We start from the raw sequence: 21,186 nt of genomic DNA on the forward strand, positions 1-21,186 counted from the left end.
GAGACTTCTGCGAAGGACCCCCGATGACCACCGCACAGCCTGCCGCGGTCCCCGCGCTGCATCCCGCCGACCCGCTCACCGCGGCCGAGATCGACACAGTGCGGGACCTGATCACCAGAACGCACCCTGATCTCGCCCTGCGCTTCTCCCTGATTGCGGCTGTGCCACCGACCATGCAGGACAACGCCGCCTTCCGTCGTGGACAAGGCCAGGGAACCCGGTGGGCCACGGTCATCGCCAACGACCACCAGGGCCAGACCTACCTCGGAGAGGTGTGCCTGTCTCCACCGCGCATCTCCTTGTGGCAGGTCCGGCCAGGACTGCAGCCGGCGATCACCAGCGACGAACTGATGACCCTGTCAGAGATCGTGACCTCCGATGCCCGCGCCGTCGCGGCGTTGGCACGCCACGGCATCATCGATCTGGAGTTGCTGCAATGCGATCCCTGGACCGCGGGCAATCTCCCGATCAAGGGAGTGGACCCATCTCGGCGGATCGTGCGGGCCACCCTCTACCAGCGGCACTTTCCCCAAGACAACGGCTACGCCCACCCCCTGCCCCTGATCGTCACCGTCGATCTGACCCAGCGCAACGTCCTGCACCTGGAGGACACCGGCCCCGCGCCGATTCCCGCCGACTGCGCCAACTACCTCACCGAACACCTCGGGCCACCCCGCACCGACATCCGCCCCCTGACCATCACCCAGCCGGAAGGGCCGAGCTTCACCGTCGACGGCGGTGTGATCACCTGGCACAACTGGCGCGCCCACATCGCCCTGCACCCGGTGGACGGCCTGGTCCTCAGCGATGTGTCCTATCAGGACGGAGACCGCTCCCGCCGGGTGCTGCACCACCTGGCACTGGCCGAAATGGTCGTGCCCTACGGCGACCCCCATCCGCTGTTCTCCTGGCGCAACGCCTTCGACGTCGGTGAGTACCACCTGGGACGGCAAGTCAATTCGCTCCGGCTGGGCTGTGACTGCGTCGGCGAGATCGTCTACCTGGATGCCACCATCCCCGACCATGACGGCCGGCCCGAAGCCAAGCCCAACGCCATCTGCCTCCATGAGGAGGACGCCAGTATCGCCTGGCGGCACAACAACTTCCGCTGGGAAGACCGCCCCGTTGTCCGCCGAGCCCGTCGCCTGGTGCTCTCCTCCTGGTTCACCGTCGGCAACTATGAATACTGCGTCGAATACTCGCTGCACTATGACGGCCGGATCGAGTGCACTGTCAAACTAGGCGGGATCATCCAGACCCGAGCGGCACTGCCCGGTGAACCCGACGGCTACGGCGGCCGCATCACCCCGGAGCTGATGGCGCCCATTCATCAGCATTTTTTCGCCTTCCGTCTCGTTCCGGAGATCGACGGCGCAGAGATCACTGTCCATGAGGTAGACGCCGTGGCAGCCCCACCGGGACCTGACAACCCGGCAGGCAATGCCTTCCGGACCCAAACGACCCTGATCGAGTCCGAGGCCATGTCGGGCCGGGTGACAGATCCGGCCCGGGGGCGGATGTGGCGCGTCAGCAGCGCGACGGCCCGCAACGCGGCCGGCGCGCCCACCGCCTACAGCCTCCACCTCAATCCGGCCCCCAGACTGCTCGCAGCACCGGAGAGTTCCATAGCGCACCGTGCCGCCTTCGCCACCAAGGACCTGTGGATCACCCAGCACAGGCTCAGTGAGTGGTATCCCGCCGGCGACTTTGTGAATCAGAGCAACGGCGGTGGCGGCATTCCCGACTGGATCCGTCAACAACGTTCACTGACCGACACCACGCTGACACTGTGGCCGGTACTGGGGACCTTGCACTCACCGTCCACTGAGGACTGGCCGGTCATGCCGACAGCCCAGACAGGGTTCGCCCTCACGCCCAACGGCTTCTTCGACCGCAACCCGATGCTCGACCTTCCGGCCTCCGCTGGCACAACCCCCAGCCACGATCGCTCAGCCTGCCACTAGCAACCAGCCACGATCCTCACCGCAGGGGGGACACTCCCGCCGCAGCACAGCGGGTGGTGCCTACTGTGCAGTCACCGCGCCGAGGATCCGCCACGCAACCCATGTCCGCACTGACAGGAAATCTATGAACGACCCCGATACCCACCATGAGGACCCCCTCCACAGCCCAGGACCATTGAGCCAGGCCGAAGCAGCCATGGTCATCGACCTGGTCTGTAGCGAACACTCCACCGTGGACCGCTACGCCGTGACTGTGGAACTGGCAACGCCAGAGCCAACCTGCATCCGCAGCGGAGCCGATCAGGAAGCGGTCGCCTCACGCTGGGCCTCGATCACGGCACGAGACAGCACCACCGGGGCGCGGTTCTCAGGCCTGGTGAACATCCGCGACAGGCATATCGCCAGCTGGCGGCTGCACCCGCCGGAGACTGCGTCACCTGGCTCAGACTGACCTCTGCCGCTGGAGCTCAGGCGGGCCGTCACAGCAGCCAAGCACAACGGCTCACGATCGCGCACTGCTGCTGACCTGACGCCAAACAATGTCCCCGATCGTTCACCGGCGACACCACATCGGCGTCCACATAGGACACCAACGACACTCTCGGAACCAGAAGGGCACAGTGAACCATGGCCGCAGCCATCGGCACCGAAATACGACGCGGGACCCCTGGCGACCAACGGTGGCCGTACGCCCCTGGCGTTAGTCGAGCACGTCTGCTCAACGGCTGCCTCGGCGGAGCGCTCACTACCCCCGCAGACCGCACACTCGCCACAGCACTCGATGCCGCGGACCCGACCTGGGGAGCAGCCGCCGCGATCACGGCGACGTTTGTCGAGGAGACACTCCTCGCCGGTGCCAGGGCGGGCATCCGACAGGTCCTGCAGATCGGCAACGGTGCGCCCGTACCTACCACGATGCCGCACGAACAGTTCGCCGCACACCACCGCGGCAGCACGAACTCCATCAGATACATCTACGCGCTGGAGGATCCGGTCGAGGCCGCCCTAGTGTGCGAGGAACTCATTGCCAGCACCAGAGAGCCCGCTCCAGTCCCCATGGATGCCCGGGTAGTACACGTGGCCGACTCTCGGCTCACGACGATCCTGGCCGATGTGCGGGCCTGTCAGGCATTGGGTGACCAGGAACCGCTGCTGATGCTCTTGCCCCTGACCGGCCTGAACGACGCCGAGTTCCGAGAGCTGATCACCCACGCCCGCACAGCCCTGCCAGCGGGCAGCGTGATCGCCATCGCCGCCACCGGATTCGGCTGCACCCCGACAGCGAAGGAGATCCTGGTAGCCAAGAACATGGGCAGGATCTATCGCGACGCTGGCCTCTCCTTCCCGCTGACCACCTGGGCAGAACTGGAGGTGGCGCTGCGGGACTGGCGTCTGCTGGAACCGGGAATCGTGGCCCAGACACGCTGGCGCCACCAAGGCTCACTCCCTCCAGCGGCCATACCGGTCCTCCTGGCCATCGCCACAGACCCGAGGGCAGACATTTCCGCGGTCTGGCAACGCCCCTCTCGGCCGAGGCAGGCATCGCTGCGCCTGGTCAACCCGAACCGGCGCAGCGCACCGTGACCACCACTGTCTACAGTGGAGTCAGGAAACAACTTCAGATCGTGGGCCTCTGAGACGGACATGACCACACTCCCTCGATCATCCATGCCTGCCCGAGCGGACCGTCGACACAGAATCACCGCGCTGATGCTCCGCGGTGCGCTCAGCGCAAGCGGCACGACCGCGATTCAATCACCCTCGGGTACCGGAGTGCACCAGCCCAAGGCTCTGCCGCACAAGCACCACGGACTGATCTGCACCCAGTCACCCGATCCTGACAGGTTCCCTGGCATCACCACAGGGATCACGCCCTCCAACACAGAAAGGCCCGACCGGTGATCGCCGTCAGCACCCGAGCACCTCAACTGCCCGTGCGCCGCAGTCGCCCGTGGACACATCACCAGATGTCCCAGACGCCCGAAGCCAGGGGAAGTGGACACCGGATGGTGAATGAGGCCCGGGGGCTTCGCCCACGCAGGCGCCACCGGCCTGGAGCCCATGACCATCGCTACCGGGTGCGCGAGGCCAGTCACCGCAGACGCCACCGCCGGGCCACTTCCCACCTGTCACAGGTGCGTCCGCATCAGTACCGCGGCGGCACCAGAGCGGAAGGACCTCCACTTCACAGGACGCACGGGAAGCACGCGTCCCGGCCGAACCCCACAGCGCTGCACCCGATCAGCCAGCCCGCACGCAGCACCAGCGATCACCGCCGCCCAACTTCCCTTCCCACTGAGCCACTCCAGACCCAGCCGACAGACTCATGACCACCTCCACTCCTGCCCAACAGAACAACCAGCCGACGCGCACACGACTCCGCCCATCGCAGTCAGGACACACCAGTGCGATCTGTCAGAGGGCGGCACTGCCTACCTGCGCACTGCTCCTCGCAAGGGCAGGGCACACTCGGCACGCTGTGCCGACAAGCTCCGCATCGCCGCGGCCAGTGCCCGCAGACATGTCCGAGGACGCGGCTCACTGGGCACTGCACCTCGTCGATGCCTGCGGCCTGGCCCGCTCCGCCACCTGCTTCTGGACCGTGCCGGGCAACGTCGAGTCCGCCGCACCCCACAGATGCGACACATGCCTGGTCCCAGGCGCTGCGGACCTGGCCGTCTGGGGTTGCCGCCGCAGTGACTGCCCGCAGCCGCCACACCGTAGCGGGTGCACCGCCCGTGGACACCCGAGCATGACACCTCTGCCTTTCCGACACCCACTCACCACCACGCCGGAAGAGGAGCCATGGCCGGCTCGTTGCCACTGCCCATCCAGTCCCATAGCCAGGCGCCCGGAAATGCCGAGCACACCGCGGTACCTGATACGGAGTGGTGCCGAGAACAGTTGGACCGTTCCCTCCTCCGGTACCGCCGGGCACTCCGGACCGGGGCACCGACCTGCCTTCTCACGGCCCTGATCCTGCTGGGATTCGGCACGAGGATCCACCGCGAGGTGCACAAGACGGTGGGCGGCCTCATGGCTGTGACCGGTCTCGTCGTGATCGCGATCTGGCTCGGGTGGTGGTGGCTGCGCTGGATGGTGCTCAGCACCGACCGATCGATGTATCGACTCAGCGTCGCAGCCAATGAAGCCGTGGCCTGGTCCGGCCTGGAACCGCGACACCTTCGCCAAGGCCTGATGTACACCCGAGAACGCGGTGGCGTGTATCAGTTCTACGGCCCACTGCCCGATCACGCGCTCCACGCCGAGAGCAGCAGCACCCAGGACGGATAGCGCCTGCCTGCCTCGGCAACCGGCGCACACCCCGCAAGCCCGGCGAGTGCCGGTACTCCCACTGTTGATGTTTCTCCTCACCGTTGGACACCAATGACGATCACCACCGGCCCCAGTGCGATTCAGGATGCAGCCCCAGCAGTCCACGGCCACGCGAAGCGGGAGGCTGTCCTGCGATGGGCGCGGATACTGGACCAGGCCAAGCCAGCCTCGGTCATACCGGAACCACGGCAGCGACCATCACAGTTCCCGACCGCGCCGCAACCACTGCTCGGCAGGGACCGCGACTTGGCTCTCCTGGACGAGCTGGCCGCCCTCCACCGCGCGCAACCGACGTCTGCGACCGTGGTGATCTCCGGTGAAGTCGGGATAGGAAAGACAGCCTTGGCCCTCACCTGGGGCCAGCGCAACCAGCAGCAGTTCCCACACGGGGCAATCTGGCTCGATTTGGCCGACTACCGACACGGCACCCACGCTGCCTTGGATGCCACTGCCGTCCTGGAGGCACTGCTGCGTGCACTCACCATCCCGGCCTGGCGAATCGACGCTGCGCACACCAGAGCACTCAAGGTCGAGCTGCTCCACAACGCCACCGCCGGACAACATCTACTCATCGTGGTCGACAACGCCGAAGCCACCGACGACCTGCTCGGACTGCTGCCGAGCTCGACAACCTGCGTCGTCCTGATCACCACTGCTGTCGGCCCGCCAGGACTGTGGGGACTTCGTGAGGCCAAGCACCACGTCCTGACCCCGCTGGATGACACCGCCGCGACGGAACTGGCCGCCGGCATTCTGGGCGCCTCACGAATCGAGGCCGCGGACCAAGCGTGGGAGCAGATCCTGACGCACTGCGCGGGGAACCCGCTGGCATTGCGACTAGCCGCCGTCACCATCGCCACCCGCCGGCCATCCAGCCTGACCTGGGCCGCACGCCGCCTCACCGGAGAAACCGGGACCTGCCGTGCCACCCTCGGCACGGCCCGGAGTACCGATGTGGTGGCATCGGCGACAGCCCTGGCCCTGCAGGGCGCTGGCCCACTCTTGGTCCGCCGGGTGCGCAGACTGGCGGAGTATCCCGGTCACGAGCTCACTCCACCGGTAGCCGCAGCCGTCCTCGGCTGCGGCACCAGTACCGAAGGAGGAGAGATCCTCCAACGACTCACCGACCGCGGCCTACTGACCATGATTCATCCGAACCACTACCGGATACCTCGCGCCCTGGCACGCACCATTCGCCACGCCACACCTCCACTCAGCGCGGCGTCCCAAGCCGCAGCAGTCGCCGCCGGCCTTCGTCAACTGGCCCGCACAGCCGTCGCCGCGATTGACGTCCTAGGTGGATCGGGCGACAGTTCGCTGCGAACTCCAGTCCGTGATGGCTCCACCGCGGCCGACCTCTTCGACAGCCCTTTGCAAGCCCTGGCGTGGCTGGAGGTTCACCGCAGGGACCTCCAGCGAGCCGTCACCATCACCGTGCAGCTCCGCGAGCTCCGATCCATCGTCTGGCCGTTGCACTACGCACTGAGCCGGTTGTGCGCCCTCCAGGGCGGAGCGGCCGACTGGATCCGGATCTATCAGAAAGTCCTGCCCCTGGCGTGCGAATCAGGCATGCAGCGAAGGCAAAGCGAGGTTCGCTTCGGCCTAGCGATGGCACGCCTCGTGGCGCCGCGGCCCTATCGTGCCGGATCTGCGGACGCAGGCTTGCCAGCCTCTGCACACCTGGACCTCGCCAGCCGTCTTGCCTCCATCACCGGGTCGAGATTCCTCAGCTTGCCCGAGCAGTGGAACGGTTTTCTGCCCTATCTCAGCAGCCGCTGGGCCGACCCACGAGTAGCCGAGAAACTTCACTGCACCGCAGCCGCGATCTTCGTCCGTGACCACAACGCGCGGATGGCACATGTGCACAACATCGGACTAGCCGAAAGCTGCGCTGCCACAGGCCGATCCGCGCAAGCACTGGCACTGCTCAACACCGCATCGCAGGCATTCGCGCTCATGGACGATCGCGCCGCACAGGTGCGGGTGCTGATCACCATGGCGGCTGTTCATCTGGGACTCGGTAAAGCCCACAACGCTGCAGATGCCCTCGCCCGCGCCCGCATGCTCCTCAGCCCGGAATCCTCCAGGGCAGAACACGCTGCGGTGGAAGGCAGTACAGCCATCGTGGCTGACACCATGGGGCAGCACAGCCGAGTCCGCAGTGCGCGTGCAGCGCTGGCACAACTGCTCCCGGCCAGTGGCTCAACGCCCGCGATCACCGCTGTGCTGGAAACCCTGGAACGAGAAGGAAACCGCACAGCGGCGAGTGCTAGGCAGAACACAGGCCCTGTGCCACACGCAGTAGCGGCACGGCACGATCGACCTCCAGGTGTCTCTCAACAACACCACACCTCGACTGTCCTGGCCTGACCTTGAGTTCTATACCGCTAGCCATGAGGTGGACTTACACCGTGGCGGCGCCTTCCGCCTGCATCGGCCGCCCCGTACGGCTCCGCACGCCCTGTTGTTGCGCGGCCGCATTCGCCACGACCGTTGCCCCGGCCGTGGGGCCTGGCAGATGTTTGGCGCCACTGCGGCGATGTCCCAGCCTTCTCACGGATCTGCTCTGCCGTGCGTCGGTGGCCTCGGCGACAGGGGAGCAGTGCTGGCACCCCACAACCACCATCTCCGATCGCGTACCAGGAGAACAGTGTGACGACGCTCCGACCAACCTCGCTTCGCTGGGCCACCCTGCTGGGGTCTCTGCTCGCGATGATCGCCTTGACCCCGCTGATCCTCTACTGGACCGGTGTCGCTGCGATGGGCGTGGCCAGCTGCTCGATGACCACCGACCCCGCGCACCAGGGGATCTGTTCGGTCCCCATGCAGTTCCTCCTTCTCATCCTGCCCTCCGCGGTCTGGGTGCTGTCTTTCGTGGTCATGCTGGTGTGCGGGATCGTCGCGATCAGCCACAGGCGGCGGCTGACATGGTGGATCGCCGGTCCTGCACTGGCCACAGGCTTTGCCCTGGGGGTCAGTGTCGGCCTCGGTCTGTGGCTGGGCTAGCCACGCTGACCCGTTCTGGTGACACAGCCATGCGACAGGCCGCCGATGTTCGAGCAGGTCTGATGTTCCAGCCTCGACAACGGATGTGGCTGCACACCAAGCGTCCACGACCTCAGCGTCGCGGACAGGGCGCACGCGAACCAGGTGGCGCGCTCACGCCGGCAGCGGGACTCGCTGGCCAGGGTAGGCGCGGTACTCATTGCGGCACTTCACACATCCCATTGCCTGACTGCACCCCATCATCCCCGGACACCGCACAGCGGTCCCAGATGAGTCCATGCTTGAGCCAGGCGCAACCACACACTCACCCCACCGGTCGTCTCGTACGTCTCGGCACGGCGGCGCACCTTCGCCGGAGTGCTTGCGCAGCAGGATGTTTCGTTGCACGATGGGGATGGGTGAGTGCACGGAAAGGATGGCCATGGAGGCCACTACGTTCCCGACCGATGCAATCAAAGAAGCGCCGCGATATGAGCCGCCGGAGGTCATCGCGCTCGGCGGTGTTGTCGAGCTGACCCAGGGCAGTGCGTTCGACGACACCATGGAGAAACGGTCCTACTATTTCTAGGCGGATCACGTGATGTGGTTGGCGGAAACCGTCGGCCGCGACGCTCTCCACGTACCTCCAGCACGCGCGTGCCCGGATCTGACTGCCGTCGCCGCCGACTGGATTCGGTTGTGGCACACCAGATCCGGGCCACCCGGCGGCCTACGGAAGGTTGACGTTCCAGGCTGTCGCCTGCTGGTGCTGGGCTACTGCCCCGCGGATGATCGGGAGCTGACCACCATCGGCGAGCAGGTGGCTCGCGGCGGTGATTCGGCACTAGCCTCGGTCGGCGGGAGCAGCGTGGTGATCGCCGTGCGGCGCGATGATGCAGTCATCGTGGGAGATCTCGCCGGACAACGCACGGTCTTCTACACCCGCACTCCCAACGGGCGGACCGTACTCGGATCTCACTGCAGTCACCTAGCCAGAACTGTCAGCACCGGAGTCGACAAGGGATGGCTGGCGACCCGCTTGATCCTTCCCCGCGCCTCGGACGTGTGGGCCGAGGGCTCACCGTGGACAGGAGTGCAGGCACTGCGGCCAGGCTGGGGGCTGAGACTGCGCCGCACCGGAGCCAGCTCCGTACACCAAGTGCACACCTTGCCCACTCCAGAGACAGAACAGGGGGACGCCGCAGTCGTTCTCAGAACAGCCCTGCGTCAGGCGGTAGAACTCCGGGTGCGCACAGCCCAGGTCAGTTCAGTCGACCTGAGCGGCGGACTTGATTCCTCCACCGTGGCAACCCTCGCGGCCAAGACAGCACCTGGCCGAGTGCCTGCGTAGACGATGACCATTCCCGACGTCGACGATGCTCAAGCAGCCGCCTCGGTCGTGGCTCAGGTTCCCGGCCTGACACACCGACAACGTCCCATGCCACCGCATGTCCTGCCCTATTCCGAACTTGACCAGCTACCCCCGCTGGACGAGCCCGGGGCCCTGGCTGCATCCAGTGCCTGCGAACGGTGGTGGCATTCCCACATCGCCAGCCTCGGACCAGACGTACACCTCGGGGGCGATGGTGGGGACGCGGTGATGACCGCCCCCCTGCTCTATCTCGCCGACCTGGCCCACCTACGCGCGGCCGGGCAACTCTGGCGGCATGCGGTGGGCTGGGCACAGTTGCGAAACCAAGCACCCCACCTGCTGATCCGCACCGCACGGTCGGCGCGGCAGGCGAATTACCGAAGCGAACTTGGTGCGCTGGCCGCGCAGCTCCGCGCCGGCAGCCTCCCGGCGGCCAGGCCGATGGCGGCACTCTCGCTGTTGCCGCACACCGCGGTCGCGGCCTGGATGAGCAGACAGGGGCGAGAGCTCGTGGCTGAGCGACTGCACCAGCACGCCGCAGAGCACGCGGAGCCGGTAGTTCCCGGCAGCTTCGGCATCGGTGACACGGCTGCCTGGCTCACCCTGACCGCCTTCGGCAGGCAACAACGACTCGATGCCGATCTCGCCGCGACCCAGGGAATCAACCACCAGTCGCCGTTTCTGGATGATGCGGTCATTCGGGCCTGCTGGTCGATACCGGCCTGGCATCGCACGACTCCACACCAGGCGAAACCGTTACTGGTCAACGCCTTCACCAACCTGGTGCCCGCATCCGTGCTGCGCCGCAGCACCAAAGGCGACCACACGGCTTATGCCTACCGCGGTCTGGCTACCAACGCACCCGAGCTGACCCGCCTGTTCACCGACTCCTGCCTCGCCCAGGTTGGCCTGATCGAGGACTCTGCGGTCCGCGCGGTGATCAGCCGGGCCCGGGCGGGGCAGGCAATCCCCCTCGGTGCCTTGGACCTGCTGGTCACGACCGAGTTGTGGCTACGAGGCAACAGCGGCACACACGACTCGGCAGGAAGGGACACGTCATGACGGTGCGAGCAGCACCCGGTGTACACGCTGTCATGATCGAGGGGGGAACCATGATCGTGCTGGCCGAACGCTCCGGCCAGTACTACCAGGGCTCTTCCACAGCGCGTGCCATGTGGTGTGCCCTGCAGACACACGCTGGCGACCTGTCCCCGGCGGCGCAGTCCGTGGCGACGGAGTTCGATGTGCCGGTCAGCCAGGTACGAGCCGACCTCGAAACCTTCGTCGGCCGATTACTCGAACTCTCGTTGCTGGAGGTGACCGCGTGAGCATGCCCATGGCAATGCGGCAGAAACGGCCACCAGGGTTGTTGGCCACCAGCATCGGCGCGTGCGCGGGCCTGGCGGCCTGGGCCGTGCTTCGCCTGATCCGATTCGATCGTCTCACCGCCGCGGCCGAGGCTCTGGCGCGGACCACCCAGCGCGCCGCCACAGCCGAGGAAACTCAGCGCGCGCTCGACATGGTCACCGCCGGTGCGCGCTGGATACCGGGACGGGTCGCCTGCCTGGAACGCTCGCTGGCGGCGTTCGTGATCCTGGCGGTGTGTCGGCGGGGCGTGAGCTGGTGCATCGGAGTACGCACACCACCGATCACTGCGCACGCCTGGCTCGCCGACGATGCCGGCACACCGCTGGGCGAACCTGACTCCACAACAGGCTGCAGACCGCTGCGGGTCATTTCTCGCCTGCCAGGAACCACCAGAGGAAGCTGGAGAACATCGTGAACGGCATCGATGTCGACTACCAGGTGTGGGTTCACACCTCCGAGGGGGAAGTCATCCCACAAAGCACGGCGCCGGCCACGATCGAGCGGATGCTCGGACTCCTGGCCCCCGCACCCGGGGCCGCGGTGCTGGAGATCGGCACCGGCTCAGGCTATACCGGCGCCGTGCTGTCCCACCTCGTCGGTGACAGCGGCCGGGTGGTGTCGCTGGATGTGGATGCGGACTTGGTGATCCGGGCCCGCGGCCTGCACGCCTCGGCCAACCACCGCAACATCGAGGTGCATGTCCACAATGGATTCCAAGGCTGGGCGCCGGGAGCCCCCTACGACGCTGTGATCGGGTGGACCACGGCTCCCGTCCTGCCCCGAGCGTGGGTGGAGCAAGCCGCTCCCACCGCCGTCCTGGTCGCACCAGTCAAGATTGCCGAGATCGCCCACGCCAACGCGGTCATTCTGTGCACCCTCCACCAGGGTGCGCCGGTCAACCCCGCACTGCACCCAGGATCCTTCATCGACATGCACCATGAGGTCATCGAGGAACTGGGCCGTCCTGTCCGATTCGTCGACAGCGAACTCCGCGATGACGCCGGATCGGCATGGTGGCTCAGCGCCACCGCACTCCGAGACCACGCGATGCGAGAGTCGGCGACAGCGTTGCTGGAACAGATCCGGCTTGCCGAGCCCGTCACAGGCTTCCTCCCGCAGGACCGGCAGACCATGGAGTCTTTCGCCGCCTTTGTTCTGAGCACCACTACGAGTCCCGGCAGCACCGGGGGCCCCGGACTGGGCCGGTGCATCGGGGTCGTGCACGCCCAGGGTGCTGCGTTCGTCACCTCTCATGGCCATCTGCTCGCCGCCGGAGGCACCGAGGCAGTCGAGGAACTGGGGGAGCTGCGCCGGCAGTGGCAGCACCGGGGCCGGCCCCGCCTCCAGGATCTAGAGGTGGTGCTGACCGAGGTCGCCGAGGGCTGGGCGGTACGAGCGCAGTGTGGTGCCTAGGCCGCCAGGGGAGCGGCGGGGTCAGCGACCCTGATGGTCCTGACCCCGCCCTCCTGGACCGGGCGCGGTGGGGTGAGTGCACACCTGGTGTGTGAACAACCGCAGCCCGGAGGAAAAGGGGGCGCAGGTCCGCGCTCGGCCTGCGCCCGGGAATGCTCGACGGGCGCGCACACTGCGGCAGGGCCTGGCCGCGGTCGCGCGTCGAGCTCAGTCCTGGGCGCTCACCCGCAGCAGCGCGCGAGGCCGGGCCCCGATGATCTCCAGCACGCTGTCCTTCTCCCGCGGCGCATGCAGTGCCTGCGCGACCGCGCGCAGAGTTCCGGAGCCGCTCCGCACCACAGTCGGTTCACGACACGGGACACAGGGGGAGAAGGCGGTGAGAACGCGGACTCCCACTACACACAGAGATCCTCCCCACACCGCGTCACTGTCCAGGTGATGTCCAGTCGGATGCACCAGCAACAGACCGGTCACCCGACCATGCCAGCCCGGCGTCGCGGCAACACTGAAACCCCATCCGCTGATCATGGCGCCGATGGTCACCCCGTGGACGGCCAGCTCACCTCCGCCCCTCGGGGCAGCAGGCAACCCTCTGAACCGTGGCCTCTGCAGTGATGTGTCCGCCATCGCCCTCTCCTTCACATCAGCACACACCGGGGCGGTTCAGTCGGTGAACACAGCGGTGACGGCGCGAACGACGACACACGGCCACACCGGGCGTCCCCGCCAGGACCTCGGGCATCCGCGACACCGGCCGGACTTGCCGGGCTGGTGGAGGTCGCTGAGCCAGCGCCACCCCGTGATCAGGCGGACGAGCGCGGCGTACTCCTCCCGGCCGATCCTCCCAGTCTCCAGCAGCCCGATCAGCACGGCAGTGCCACAGGCCTCCTCCGCACACACCACTTCACGCGCACGCGCCTTCTCCGGCTCCGCAGACCGCATTCGGGCCTGGGGCGCAGCGACACCGCCGGCGGTCATCGTGGGCTGCCCAGCATGGCCATCTCGGGCACATCCGCGCGGCCCGGAGCGCCCAGCCACTGCGCGAGAACAGACAACAGATCACCGAGCGTCGAGATCGCTGCCGCCGTCGGCCGAAGCTGACCCACAGGGGCGACCGGCTCACCGTCCCCCTCGCGGCGGCAGTGTCGCTGTGCCACACCGGCACACCCGCACTCGCTGTCCTCAGCGACCGCCGCAAGAAGAAATTCACCGCCGCGGCGGTGAGAAAGAACCGTCCTGGACATCCTCTGGCCTCCATGGGTGGGTGCCGCTTGGCCTCTCCACCTGCACTCAACCGGCCCGAACCGCGCGGCGACAGAGCCTTGATCCGGACATTTCTCGGACATCGACAAGACATCGCAGCCTCTGAACAGGCAAGATGCAAGTACTCGTGACACGCGCAGTCAAGCGGGGGAGAGACAGTCAGATGGGCGACAGGCTGGCCCTGAGACAACGCCGGGAGGCATGCGGCTACAGCCAGGAACAGCTCGCCGGCGAAGTCGGTGTGACACCCAGGACCGTCGGCCGCTGGGAAAGAGGGCAGAGCAATCCCCAGCCCTGGCATCGACCGCGGCTGGCCGCGCTACTACGCCTGGGCATCGAGCAGTTAGGGGTCCTGCTCACTGAGAACGAACCGGGTCTGACAGGCCGAGACCTCGCGTCAGGGACACACACGGCCCTGCCAGAGACCCTCAGTTACGGTCACACGGTCATCATCAGGGGGCAGCGCGAGACAACGGAGTGCGACGACGTGAACCGCCGAGACCTTCTGCGGCTCTTCAGCTTCGCCGGTGCAGGACTGGCATTCCCAGCAGCTGCCGATGCCGTGGATTGGGACCGACTCGCCTACCATTCCACCCACGCGCTCCGGCCTGACCCAGAGACACTCGACCAGTATGAGAAGCTCAACCTTCGCTTGTGGCGAGAATACAGCGATGCTGTCTCGAAAATGGACATGCTCGCAGTGGTTCGCCACCAGCTCAACGAGCTGACCAGCAGCCTCCAGAACAGCCCAGAGGGACCATCCAGGCGGCGCCTGTCCGCATACACCGCGGACCTGTTTCAGCTCGCAGGTGAAATCCTCTTCGACGCCAACAGGTACACCGATGCCGCCCAGTGCTATTCGTTGGCCACTGAGGCCGGCAAGCAGGCGCAGGACTACGATCTCTGGGCCTGTGCCCTGGTCCGGCATTCCTTCATCGACCTCTACGACCGCCACTTCGGCAAGGCCCTGCCACTGCTTGACGCGGCGATGAGGTGCGCGCAGCGCGGAGACCCCAGTCTGCCGACACGCCACTGGGTCAGCGTCGTTCGCGGCCAGGCCCTGGCCGGGCTCGGCCAGGAGAGAGCATGCCGTCAGGCGTTCGACATCGCTGACGGCGTCCACGACATCGATGGGCGGCACCGCACCTCAGGATGGCTGCGTTTCAACGGAACACGCCTCCCTGAGGAGCGTGGAGCCAGCTTGGTTGAGCTGGGTATCCCTGCCCTGGCAGAAGCGTCATTGACCGAAGCCTTGCGAGGTCCGCTGTCCACACGCCGACGAGGCACCGTGCTCGCCGACCTCGCTACGGTCGGCTTCCTGAGCAGAGATCTCGACCAGATGGCGCTGTCGGCTCGGCATGCCCTGGAAGCCGCGCAGCAGACAGGTTCAGGTGTCATCGAACGCAAACTGCTCGGGCTGCGGGAGCGCTTTATCCCTCTCCTGGGAGAGAAGCGGATCAGCGTGCTAGACAATCAGATTACCCACCTCTTTCCCACAGGCAGTACTCATCGTTAGTGAGGAGCGTGACTTGCAGCACGAACCTGGAGAATTTTTCCGGCAGACCTGGATTGACGCAGTGAATGAGCACTATCCGGGCGAGCCGAAAAGCTCCTATGTGGCTCCCTGGCCCGAGACTCGAGAGTGGGAACAACGGTGTGCTGCCGCGGTGGAAGGGCAGCTCCGAGATTTTCTGACCAGATCCGACGGGCATGCCGCCCAACTGACCCAGGAACAGAAAGGCCAGTATGTCACCTTGTGCTGGCTAGCCCAGGTCTACCGGCACGTTGACGACCCGAAACCGGCCTATGTGGCCGGTTGGGGAGACATGCAGGAGTGGCATCGTCGAGTGAACATCAGCATCTTCCTGCGATTCGAACAAGAGTTTCAGGCTTCCTAGACCGGGAGGACGAGGCAGCCCCACATCGGCAGCCGGGGCACCGGAGCAGCAGTCGCGTGCTGTGCCACAGACACCAACGCGACTGCCGACGGCAGGTACAGAACAGCAGTCAAAGCCCCAGTAGCGACCGAGGTTCCCGACTGCCAGCACTGGTGACTCGTACTCACACCGGATCCGCCCCTCGGGGCATGACCGAGCACGTCACGCCCCGAGGAGTCGGGACCGACCCAACCCGCCCGCTAGTGCCCCTCCCGCGAGATAGGCGAGGTGGTCTGTACTCCACCTGGCACTGCAACGGAGTCCGACACTGAGGGAGCGCCACGGCCACTCCGCCACAGCCGCAGACATCCACCGCCGCACCGCGCTTGTCCTCGTGTCATCGGGATCCTCGAGCAGCTCAGGGGAGCGCCAGCGCCCCGTCTGCTTCAGCGGCCGCCGCTGGAAGCAGACACCTGGCAACGACACGGGTTGCTCGCCTTCCGTGGCTCTGTGGCGGCAGGAAATCGGTGCAAGGTCGCAGAGCGTTCCAGAACTGGCGGCATCGGCGATACCAGGGTCCTGTTCGATCCTGAGATTTCGTGATACCGCAACGTATCTGCGCAGACTCATCCGTTATGGACAGTGATGCCTGTTCTGCGCCAACAACATTGTGTACCGCACCGCCTCCGTGCGCTGTTCGCGGCGTGCTGGAACCCTTGGCCCGCACCGTGTAAGGTCCACGATGGAGTGATCATCGCGACGATCACACCGGCGGGCCGGGGGAGACCCCTTGCGATCCCGAGCCACCGAGCCCTTATCTGAGAACGGTTCCCGGCCCGCACTGCCGCTGACAACCAAGGATCCCTGTGCCACGCTGCTTCGCTGGAATTGACTGGTCCGAAGGGCTCAATGACGTCGCCGTCGTCGACGACTCCGGCGAGATCATCGCCTCGGCGCGCATCCCCGAAACTCCCGAGGGGATCACGGAATGCTTGCGCCTACTCGCCAAGGCCAACCCCAGCTCGCGACACAGGCGCCGTGACGTCCCCATCGCGATCGAGACCGGGACGGGCCTGCTCGTCGACGCCCTCGTGAGCCGTGGCCAAACTGTCTATGCCATCAACCCCGCTGTCGTGGCCCGCTACCGCGGACGCCTGCACCCCACCAGACAGAAAAGCGACCGCAGAGACGCGGCCCTGCTGGCCAACATTTTGCGCACGGACCTCATCCACCATCGACCGCTACCAGTCAACACCCCCGCGGCCACAGCGATCGCGGTCCTGGTCCGCGAGTACCAGAGCGCGGCGCGTGCACGTCAACGTCACTTCAACCGGCTCCGATCCCAACTGCGGGAGTACTTCCCGGCCGCGATCACCGCCTGGCAGGAACTCCCCAACGGCCTGCTCCGCCCGGAAGCCCGTGCGCTACTGGCGATCGCGCCCACTCCTGCCCTGGCGGCCCGGCTTAGCCGGACCCGAGTGCGCACGACCCTGGCCGAGGCCGGCCGCACCCGCCTGCTCGACGATCAGGCCGATCGGCTGTTCGACCACTTCAGAATCCGCCAACTCCGCACCCACCCCGTAGTCGAGGAAACCATGGGCATCCGCACACTCGCACAGCTGGACGCCCTCAACCACGCAGACCACACCGCAACCGAACTCGCTGAACACGCAGGCACCGCCTTCGAGGCACACCCCCACTCCGCGATCTACCGATCATTCCCAGGCGTGGGCCCACTCATCGCCCTCCGCCTCTTCGCCGAACTCGGAGACGACAACACACGATTCGCCACAGCCCGAGGACTTCGCGCCTACGCCGGCGCGGCACCACTGACCTGGGCCAGCGGCAGCGGCAGCTCGGTGTCCTATCGCAGGATCGCCAACAAATACCTCATGGCCACCGGGCACGTCTGGGCGTTTACCTCCCTCACCAAATCGCCGGGCTGCCGCGACCACTACGACCGCCGCCGCGCCGCCGGCGATGCGCACGCCGCGGCTCTGCGTAACCTGTTCGGCCGCCTCATCACCTGCCTGCACCACTGCCTCAACCACAACGAGCTCTACAACGAGGCCACGGCGTTTGCCACAGCCGTTTCTGAGGCTGCCTGACGCCTGGGCTGGAGGACAGCCGGGAACACACCTAGGACCACATCCCGGGGCTTGACCCCTGACGTGGGAGCGGTGCCCGGCTGTCCCCCTGCCCACACCCCAAGGAACCTGGCGACTCCGCCACCTCGCCTCCTCTCTGAGCCGTGGGCACTGCCTCGTTGACCACTGTGGACAGTGGTCCGCGGTTTCAGCGGTGACCGCCATCCTCCATGGCGTGCCGAAATCCCCAACAGCACAACAGACACACGGGGCCTGGCCCCGCTCTGGAACCGGGTCACGACCATGCGGCCTGCGACGGTCACCCGATCGTGGCTGCCAGCGCGGCCGATAGTGTCCTGATTGTCATAGTGATCATGCGGCGCGAGAGGATTCCCTGGGGTGCAGGCGAAATCTGTGCTCGGTCTTGGTGAGCAGGCTCCACTCTTGATCTCGCGGCTCGAGTGGCACCTGGCCCAGCAAGAGGATCAGGTCCGTGACCATGGCCGGTGGGACCAGGTGCAAGCGGTGGCCAGCGGAGCGGACCCCGTACTCTCAGGCACGCCGCAGCATGAGCTGCACGAACTGTACTTCAGCATCATGTCGCTCGCGGCACGCAAGATCTGGGCCTCCTCAGGCAAGTCCACATACTCGATCCACCCCGGGTTGCTGGCAGCGCTTCGGACCAGCCAATCCGGCGAGCTGCCCAGAGTCATCTTCGAGCGGCTACAGCGACACCCCAACCCGCTGGTGATCTTTCCCCAGCCGATTCCGGCCACGCTGCCTGACGGCGCGGCGGCTAACGTGCACGGGTTCCTGGTGCACGGACGGTTGGCCGAGACCAGAGGCGGCTTGTGTGGCAGCGACGACCCGCAGCGCCGGGGAATCGGAGTGATCGTGATCGCCGGAGTCCTCGATCACCACGGCGTCGAAGTCAGCATTGATCAAACCCAGCTCACGCTCCCACTGGTGACCGATCACTTCACCATCGACCAGATCGTCGATCAGGTACTCACCGCCTTCGCGCCCCAGCCGGGGATCCCGCTGGCGTCGGAACGGCAGCGAGACTGGCTCATCCTGGCGGTCCGGCTGGTTCTGCACGTCCTGCTGTACTTGTGCAGCGAGGGTGCCGACATCGCTGAGCGGTCGCTGCCCACCAGAAACAGCGGGCAGAATAGGAACACGAACAGCACCAAGAACCGAGCACCCAAGCCCGCGAAGATCTACCAGGTCGGCGCAACCCACGGACCGCAACTGCTGGCCACGGCCGGATACGAAAACCTCGGCCGAGGAGTGTTCCGTGCAGTCGCTGCCGCGCACGAGGGCGAGCTGCCCCGATTGCTGTTCCACCAGGCCCACCAACTCGACGACCTGCTCACCGCGGCACTGGATGACCTGAGCAAGATGCGACAGCAGCTCCACATCACGGGGCTGGCCCGAGACACGCTGCAGGCACGGGTTCTCGAGCTGGAGAAACAGACAGCTGCACAGTCCGCGGACTTGAAGAAGGCCATGGCAACGTGCGAAAGGTGGCAGGCCGACGCAGAGAGCTACCGTGCCCAGGCGGAAGCTGTCGGTAGCCCGGAGCAGCTTGCCGAGCTACGGCTGGCACTGGAGGATCAAGCACAGCAACTCGCCGCCGCTCATAGGCAGATTGACGAGCTTGGCGACCAAGCCGCCACTTACCAGAACGAACGTGCTCGCCGCCGGCACTACAGTCCGGCCGTGGTGACTGGCCACCAGAGCGAGCCTGCCCCGGACTCCGCAGAAGAGCTGGTGCCCGCAACGTGGGAGGCCTTGCTAAGCACGGCCCGCGCACTGCCACACCTGTGGTTCAGCCCCGCCATTGGTGACACCATCGCCAACCTGCAGCCCCGTCCCGCCTGGCTCGCCGCAGCATGGAACTCTGTACGCGCGCTGTCGCACTATGCCCAGGCCAAACACCGCGCCCGAGTAATCGGCGATTCGATGACCACCTTGCGCAACTTCTCGGCCTACCTGCATGAGCACTCCAACGGAACCAAGATCTCCGCCGCGCAGGTCGCGCTCAGCGAAAGCGACGCCGTGATCAACAATCCGCGGCTGAGCAGGGTCCGGATCCACCCTGTGCCGGTCGAGATCGACGACACCGGCACGTGCCTGTATCTGGCTCATGTTCGTATTGGCCATTCCCCGCCCAGGCCACGACTGCATTTCCGCGATGAGACTGACAATCATGACGTCATCTGCATTGCCTACATCGGACCTCATTTGCCGATCACGTGACGGCTGATCCACCTGTTTGCCTTGCAAGGTCTGGCAATGCGCAGCGCTCTCACTTTCAATTCTACAGCTTTTCGGCACCTGTGCAGCATGAATGAGACTCGGCCGTCCGGATGAAGGCCAGGTGCTGCGCTCGTCCGTTGAGCTGACCCAGCCGGCGCGAGGACGTTCACCTCGGTCACGTGCCTGACTGCTCGCGTGAGCCTCTCACGGGGCAGACGACCTCACCTACCAGGTCTGGCACGATGCCTTCGTCATGCACCAGTCCGGTACCAAGAGCTTGAGAGCGCGCATGAGCGGAGAGCGGGGAACATCTCCCATGGGGTCGCGGCTGGGAAGCTCTGCTGTGACCAGCCAACTCAGGGGCGTAGATCTACTCGCCGCGCTCAATCTGCACCGACCCGACCACCAGTACTGCTCGAACCGAAGGGCCGTCGTGACCACCACCGCCCCCTACACCGAACAGCTCTCCACGCTTGGTGCCTGGGCTTGCTCGGTCCTGCTGCCGCAGACGCCATTCGATGCGGTCCGTACCTTGCTGAGCGACCTGACCACCTACACCGGTACGCCACTGAACGCCTTCCTGCCCGGCGACGGTGACCTGGTCACCGAGTTGCTGCTCGTGCGGGACCCGAACCCGACCTACGGCACCTCTCCGGACATCGCCACCTGCGAAGCGTTCGCACAGCTCCTGGCGGCAGAGACCGGCTGGCCACGCGTGCCGCAACGCGTGCCCAGCACTGGAGTTGTCGTCGGCCTCGGGCTGCGGGAGGGCAACGCGCCGGATACGCCGCAGCACGCGCTCGCCGAGGCCCATGCGCTACTGGCCGAGCACGGTGACGGCTGGCGGTGCGACTCCGCCCATCTGGTGTCCGCTCGCCTGGTTAACGGATCGGTCCGCTGGCATGACGAGCTCGGTGTGATCGTCTACGCCGATGCCGTGCTGGTGCCGGTCATCGAGCGGATCGCCGCGCTGTTTGCACAGGACCGCTTCGTGATCACCGATTTCAGTACTGGTTCCACCCGCGTCCTCACCCGGCGAATCACTGCATAGCTGAGACGTGGTCATCGCGCAGACGACCGTGGCCGACGGCAACGAGACATCTCCTCGTGAGCCTCCGCGCTGCTGGTCGAGCCCAGCAGCGCCACGATCACCTGCGGAGCAGACACCGACGCCCGCGGGCAGCTAGTGTCCTGCGCCTGAAATCCGCTGGCAATATCGTGCGAGTGAGTCGATGATCTCTTCGGCGGTCTTCTGCCAC

At 66.2% G+C, this 21,186-nt stretch carries 15 protein-coding genes and 2 pseudogenes; 16 read left to right on the top strand and 1 reads right to left on the bottom strand.

Annotated elements, in window-relative coordinates:
* Positions 1-23 precede the first annotated feature (23 nt).
* The 11 genes and pseudogenes from MZC64_RS45990 (at position 24) to MZC64_RS46040 (ending at position 12,438) form a co-directional block, all read left to right on the top strand.
* A complete protein-coding gene (locus MZC64_RS45990) occupies positions 24-1,964 on the top strand; it encodes a primary-amine oxidase (RefSeq protein WP_247765967.1) in 1,941 nt (646 codons plus the stop codon).
* Between the two features lie 196 nt (positions 1,965-2,160).
* Positions 2,161-2,415: a hypothetical protein gene (locus MZC64_RS45995; protein WP_247765966.1), complete on the top strand. Its 255-nt coding sequence runs from the start codon at positions 2,161-2,163 to the stop codon at positions 2,413-2,415.
* Between the two features lie 176 nt (positions 2,416-2,591).
* Positions 2,592-3,395 (top strand): annotated as a pseudogene (locus MZC64_RS46000) (SAM-dependent methyltransferase); the annotation flags it as partial.
* A gap of 1,374 nt (positions 3,396-4,769) precedes the next feature.
* Positions 4,770-5,258: a hypothetical protein gene (locus MZC64_RS46005; RefSeq protein ID WP_247765964.1), complete on the top strand. Its 489-nt coding sequence runs from the start codon at positions 4,770-4,772 to the stop codon at positions 5,256-5,258.
* Positions 5,259-5,351: 93 nt separating this feature from the next.
* The gene (locus MZC64_RS46010; protein WP_247797801.1) at positions 5,352-7,670 is read left to right on the top strand and encodes an ATP-binding protein; all 2,319 of its coding nucleotides are present in this window, start codon (positions 5,352-5,354) and stop codon (positions 7,668-7,670) included.
* 282 nt (positions 7,671-7,952) lie between these two features.
* A complete protein-coding gene (locus MZC64_RS46015; RefSeq protein ID WP_247765962.1) occupies positions 7,953-8,306 on the top strand; it encodes a hypothetical protein in 354 nt (117 codons plus the stop codon).
* A gap of 421 nt (positions 8,307-8,727) precedes the next feature.
* Positions 8,728-8,874, top strand: a complete 147-nt coding sequence (locus MZC64_RS46020; protein WP_247765961.1) for a lasso RiPP family leader peptide-containing protein — start codon at positions 8,728-8,730, stop codon at positions 8,872-8,874.
* A 12-nt stretch (positions 8,875-8,886) separates the two neighbouring features.
* Positions 8,887-10,719 (top strand): annotated as a pseudogene (locus MZC64_RS46025) (albusnodin/ikarugamycin family macrolactam cyclase).
* Between the two features lie 32 nt (positions 10,720-10,751).
* Complete coding sequence (locus tag MZC64_RS46030) at positions 10,752-10,985, top strand: PqqD family protein (RefSeq protein WP_247765960.1); 234 nt, start codon at positions 10,752-10,754, stop codon at positions 10,983-10,985.
* Between the two features lie 2 nt (positions 10,986-10,987).
* The gene (locus tag MZC64_RS46035) at positions 10,988-11,440 is read left to right on the top strand and encodes a lasso peptide biosynthesis B2 protein (RefSeq protein WP_247765997.1); all 453 of its coding nucleotides are present in this window, start codon (positions 10,988-10,990) and stop codon (positions 11,438-11,440) included.
* Positions 11,437-12,438, top strand: a complete 1,002-nt coding sequence (locus MZC64_RS46040; RefSeq protein ID WP_247765959.1) for a methyltransferase domain-containing protein — start codon at positions 11,437-11,439, stop codon at positions 12,436-12,438. Before MZC64_RS46035 ends, MZC64_RS46040 begins: the two co-directional genes overlap by 4 nt.
* Positions 12,439-12,645: 207 nt before the next feature.
* On the opposite strand, the gene MZC64_RS48445 is transcribed toward MZC64_RS46040, so the two are convergent.
* Positions 12,646-12,774, bottom strand: coding sequence for a hypothetical protein (locus MZC64_RS48445; RefSeq protein ID WP_282106995.1), 129 nt, complete (start codon positions 12,772-12,774; stop codon positions 12,646-12,648).
* Between the two features lie 1,090 nt (positions 12,775-13,864).
* Between MZC64_RS48445 and MZC64_RS46045 the strand changes: the two genes are divergently transcribed.
* The 5 genes from MZC64_RS46045 to MZC64_RS46065 all read left to right on the top strand — a co-directional run bounded on the left by MZC64_RS46045 (position 13,865) and on the right by MZC64_RS46065 (position 20,978).
* A complete protein-coding gene (locus tag MZC64_RS46045) occupies positions 13,865-15,217 on the top strand; it encodes a helix-turn-helix transcriptional regulator (RefSeq protein ID WP_247765958.1) in 1,353 nt (450 codons plus the stop codon).
* 13 nt (positions 15,218-15,230) lie between these two features.
* Complete coding sequence (locus tag MZC64_RS46050) at positions 15,231-15,599, top strand: hypothetical protein (protein WP_247765957.1); 369 nt, start codon at positions 15,231-15,233, stop codon at positions 15,597-15,599.
* 845 nt (positions 15,600-16,444) lie between these two features.
* Positions 16,445-17,686, top strand: coding sequence for an IS110 family transposase (locus MZC64_RS46055; protein ID WP_247765956.1), 1,242 nt, complete (start codon positions 16,445-16,447; stop codon positions 17,684-17,686).
* 423 nt (positions 17,687-18,109) lie between these two features.
* Positions 18,110-19,927 (top strand): hypothetical protein, encoded by a 1,818-nt coding sequence (locus MZC64_RS46060; RefSeq protein WP_247765955.1) that lies wholly within the window; start codon positions 18,110-18,112, stop codon positions 19,925-19,927.
* 433 nt (positions 19,928-20,360) lie between these two features.
* Positions 20,361-20,978 carry a hypothetical protein gene (locus tag MZC64_RS46065; RefSeq protein WP_247765954.1) on the top strand — a complete coding sequence of 206 codons (618 nt, stop codon included), beginning with the start codon at positions 20,361-20,363 and terminating at the stop codon, positions 20,976-20,978.
* Positions 20,979-21,186 lie beyond the last annotated feature (208 nt).

The organism is Crossiella sp. S99.2, from assembly GCF_023094165.1.
In the GTDB taxonomy this organism is placed as follows: Bacteria; Actinomycetota; Actinomycetes; order Mycobacteriales; family Pseudonocardiaceae; genus Crossiella.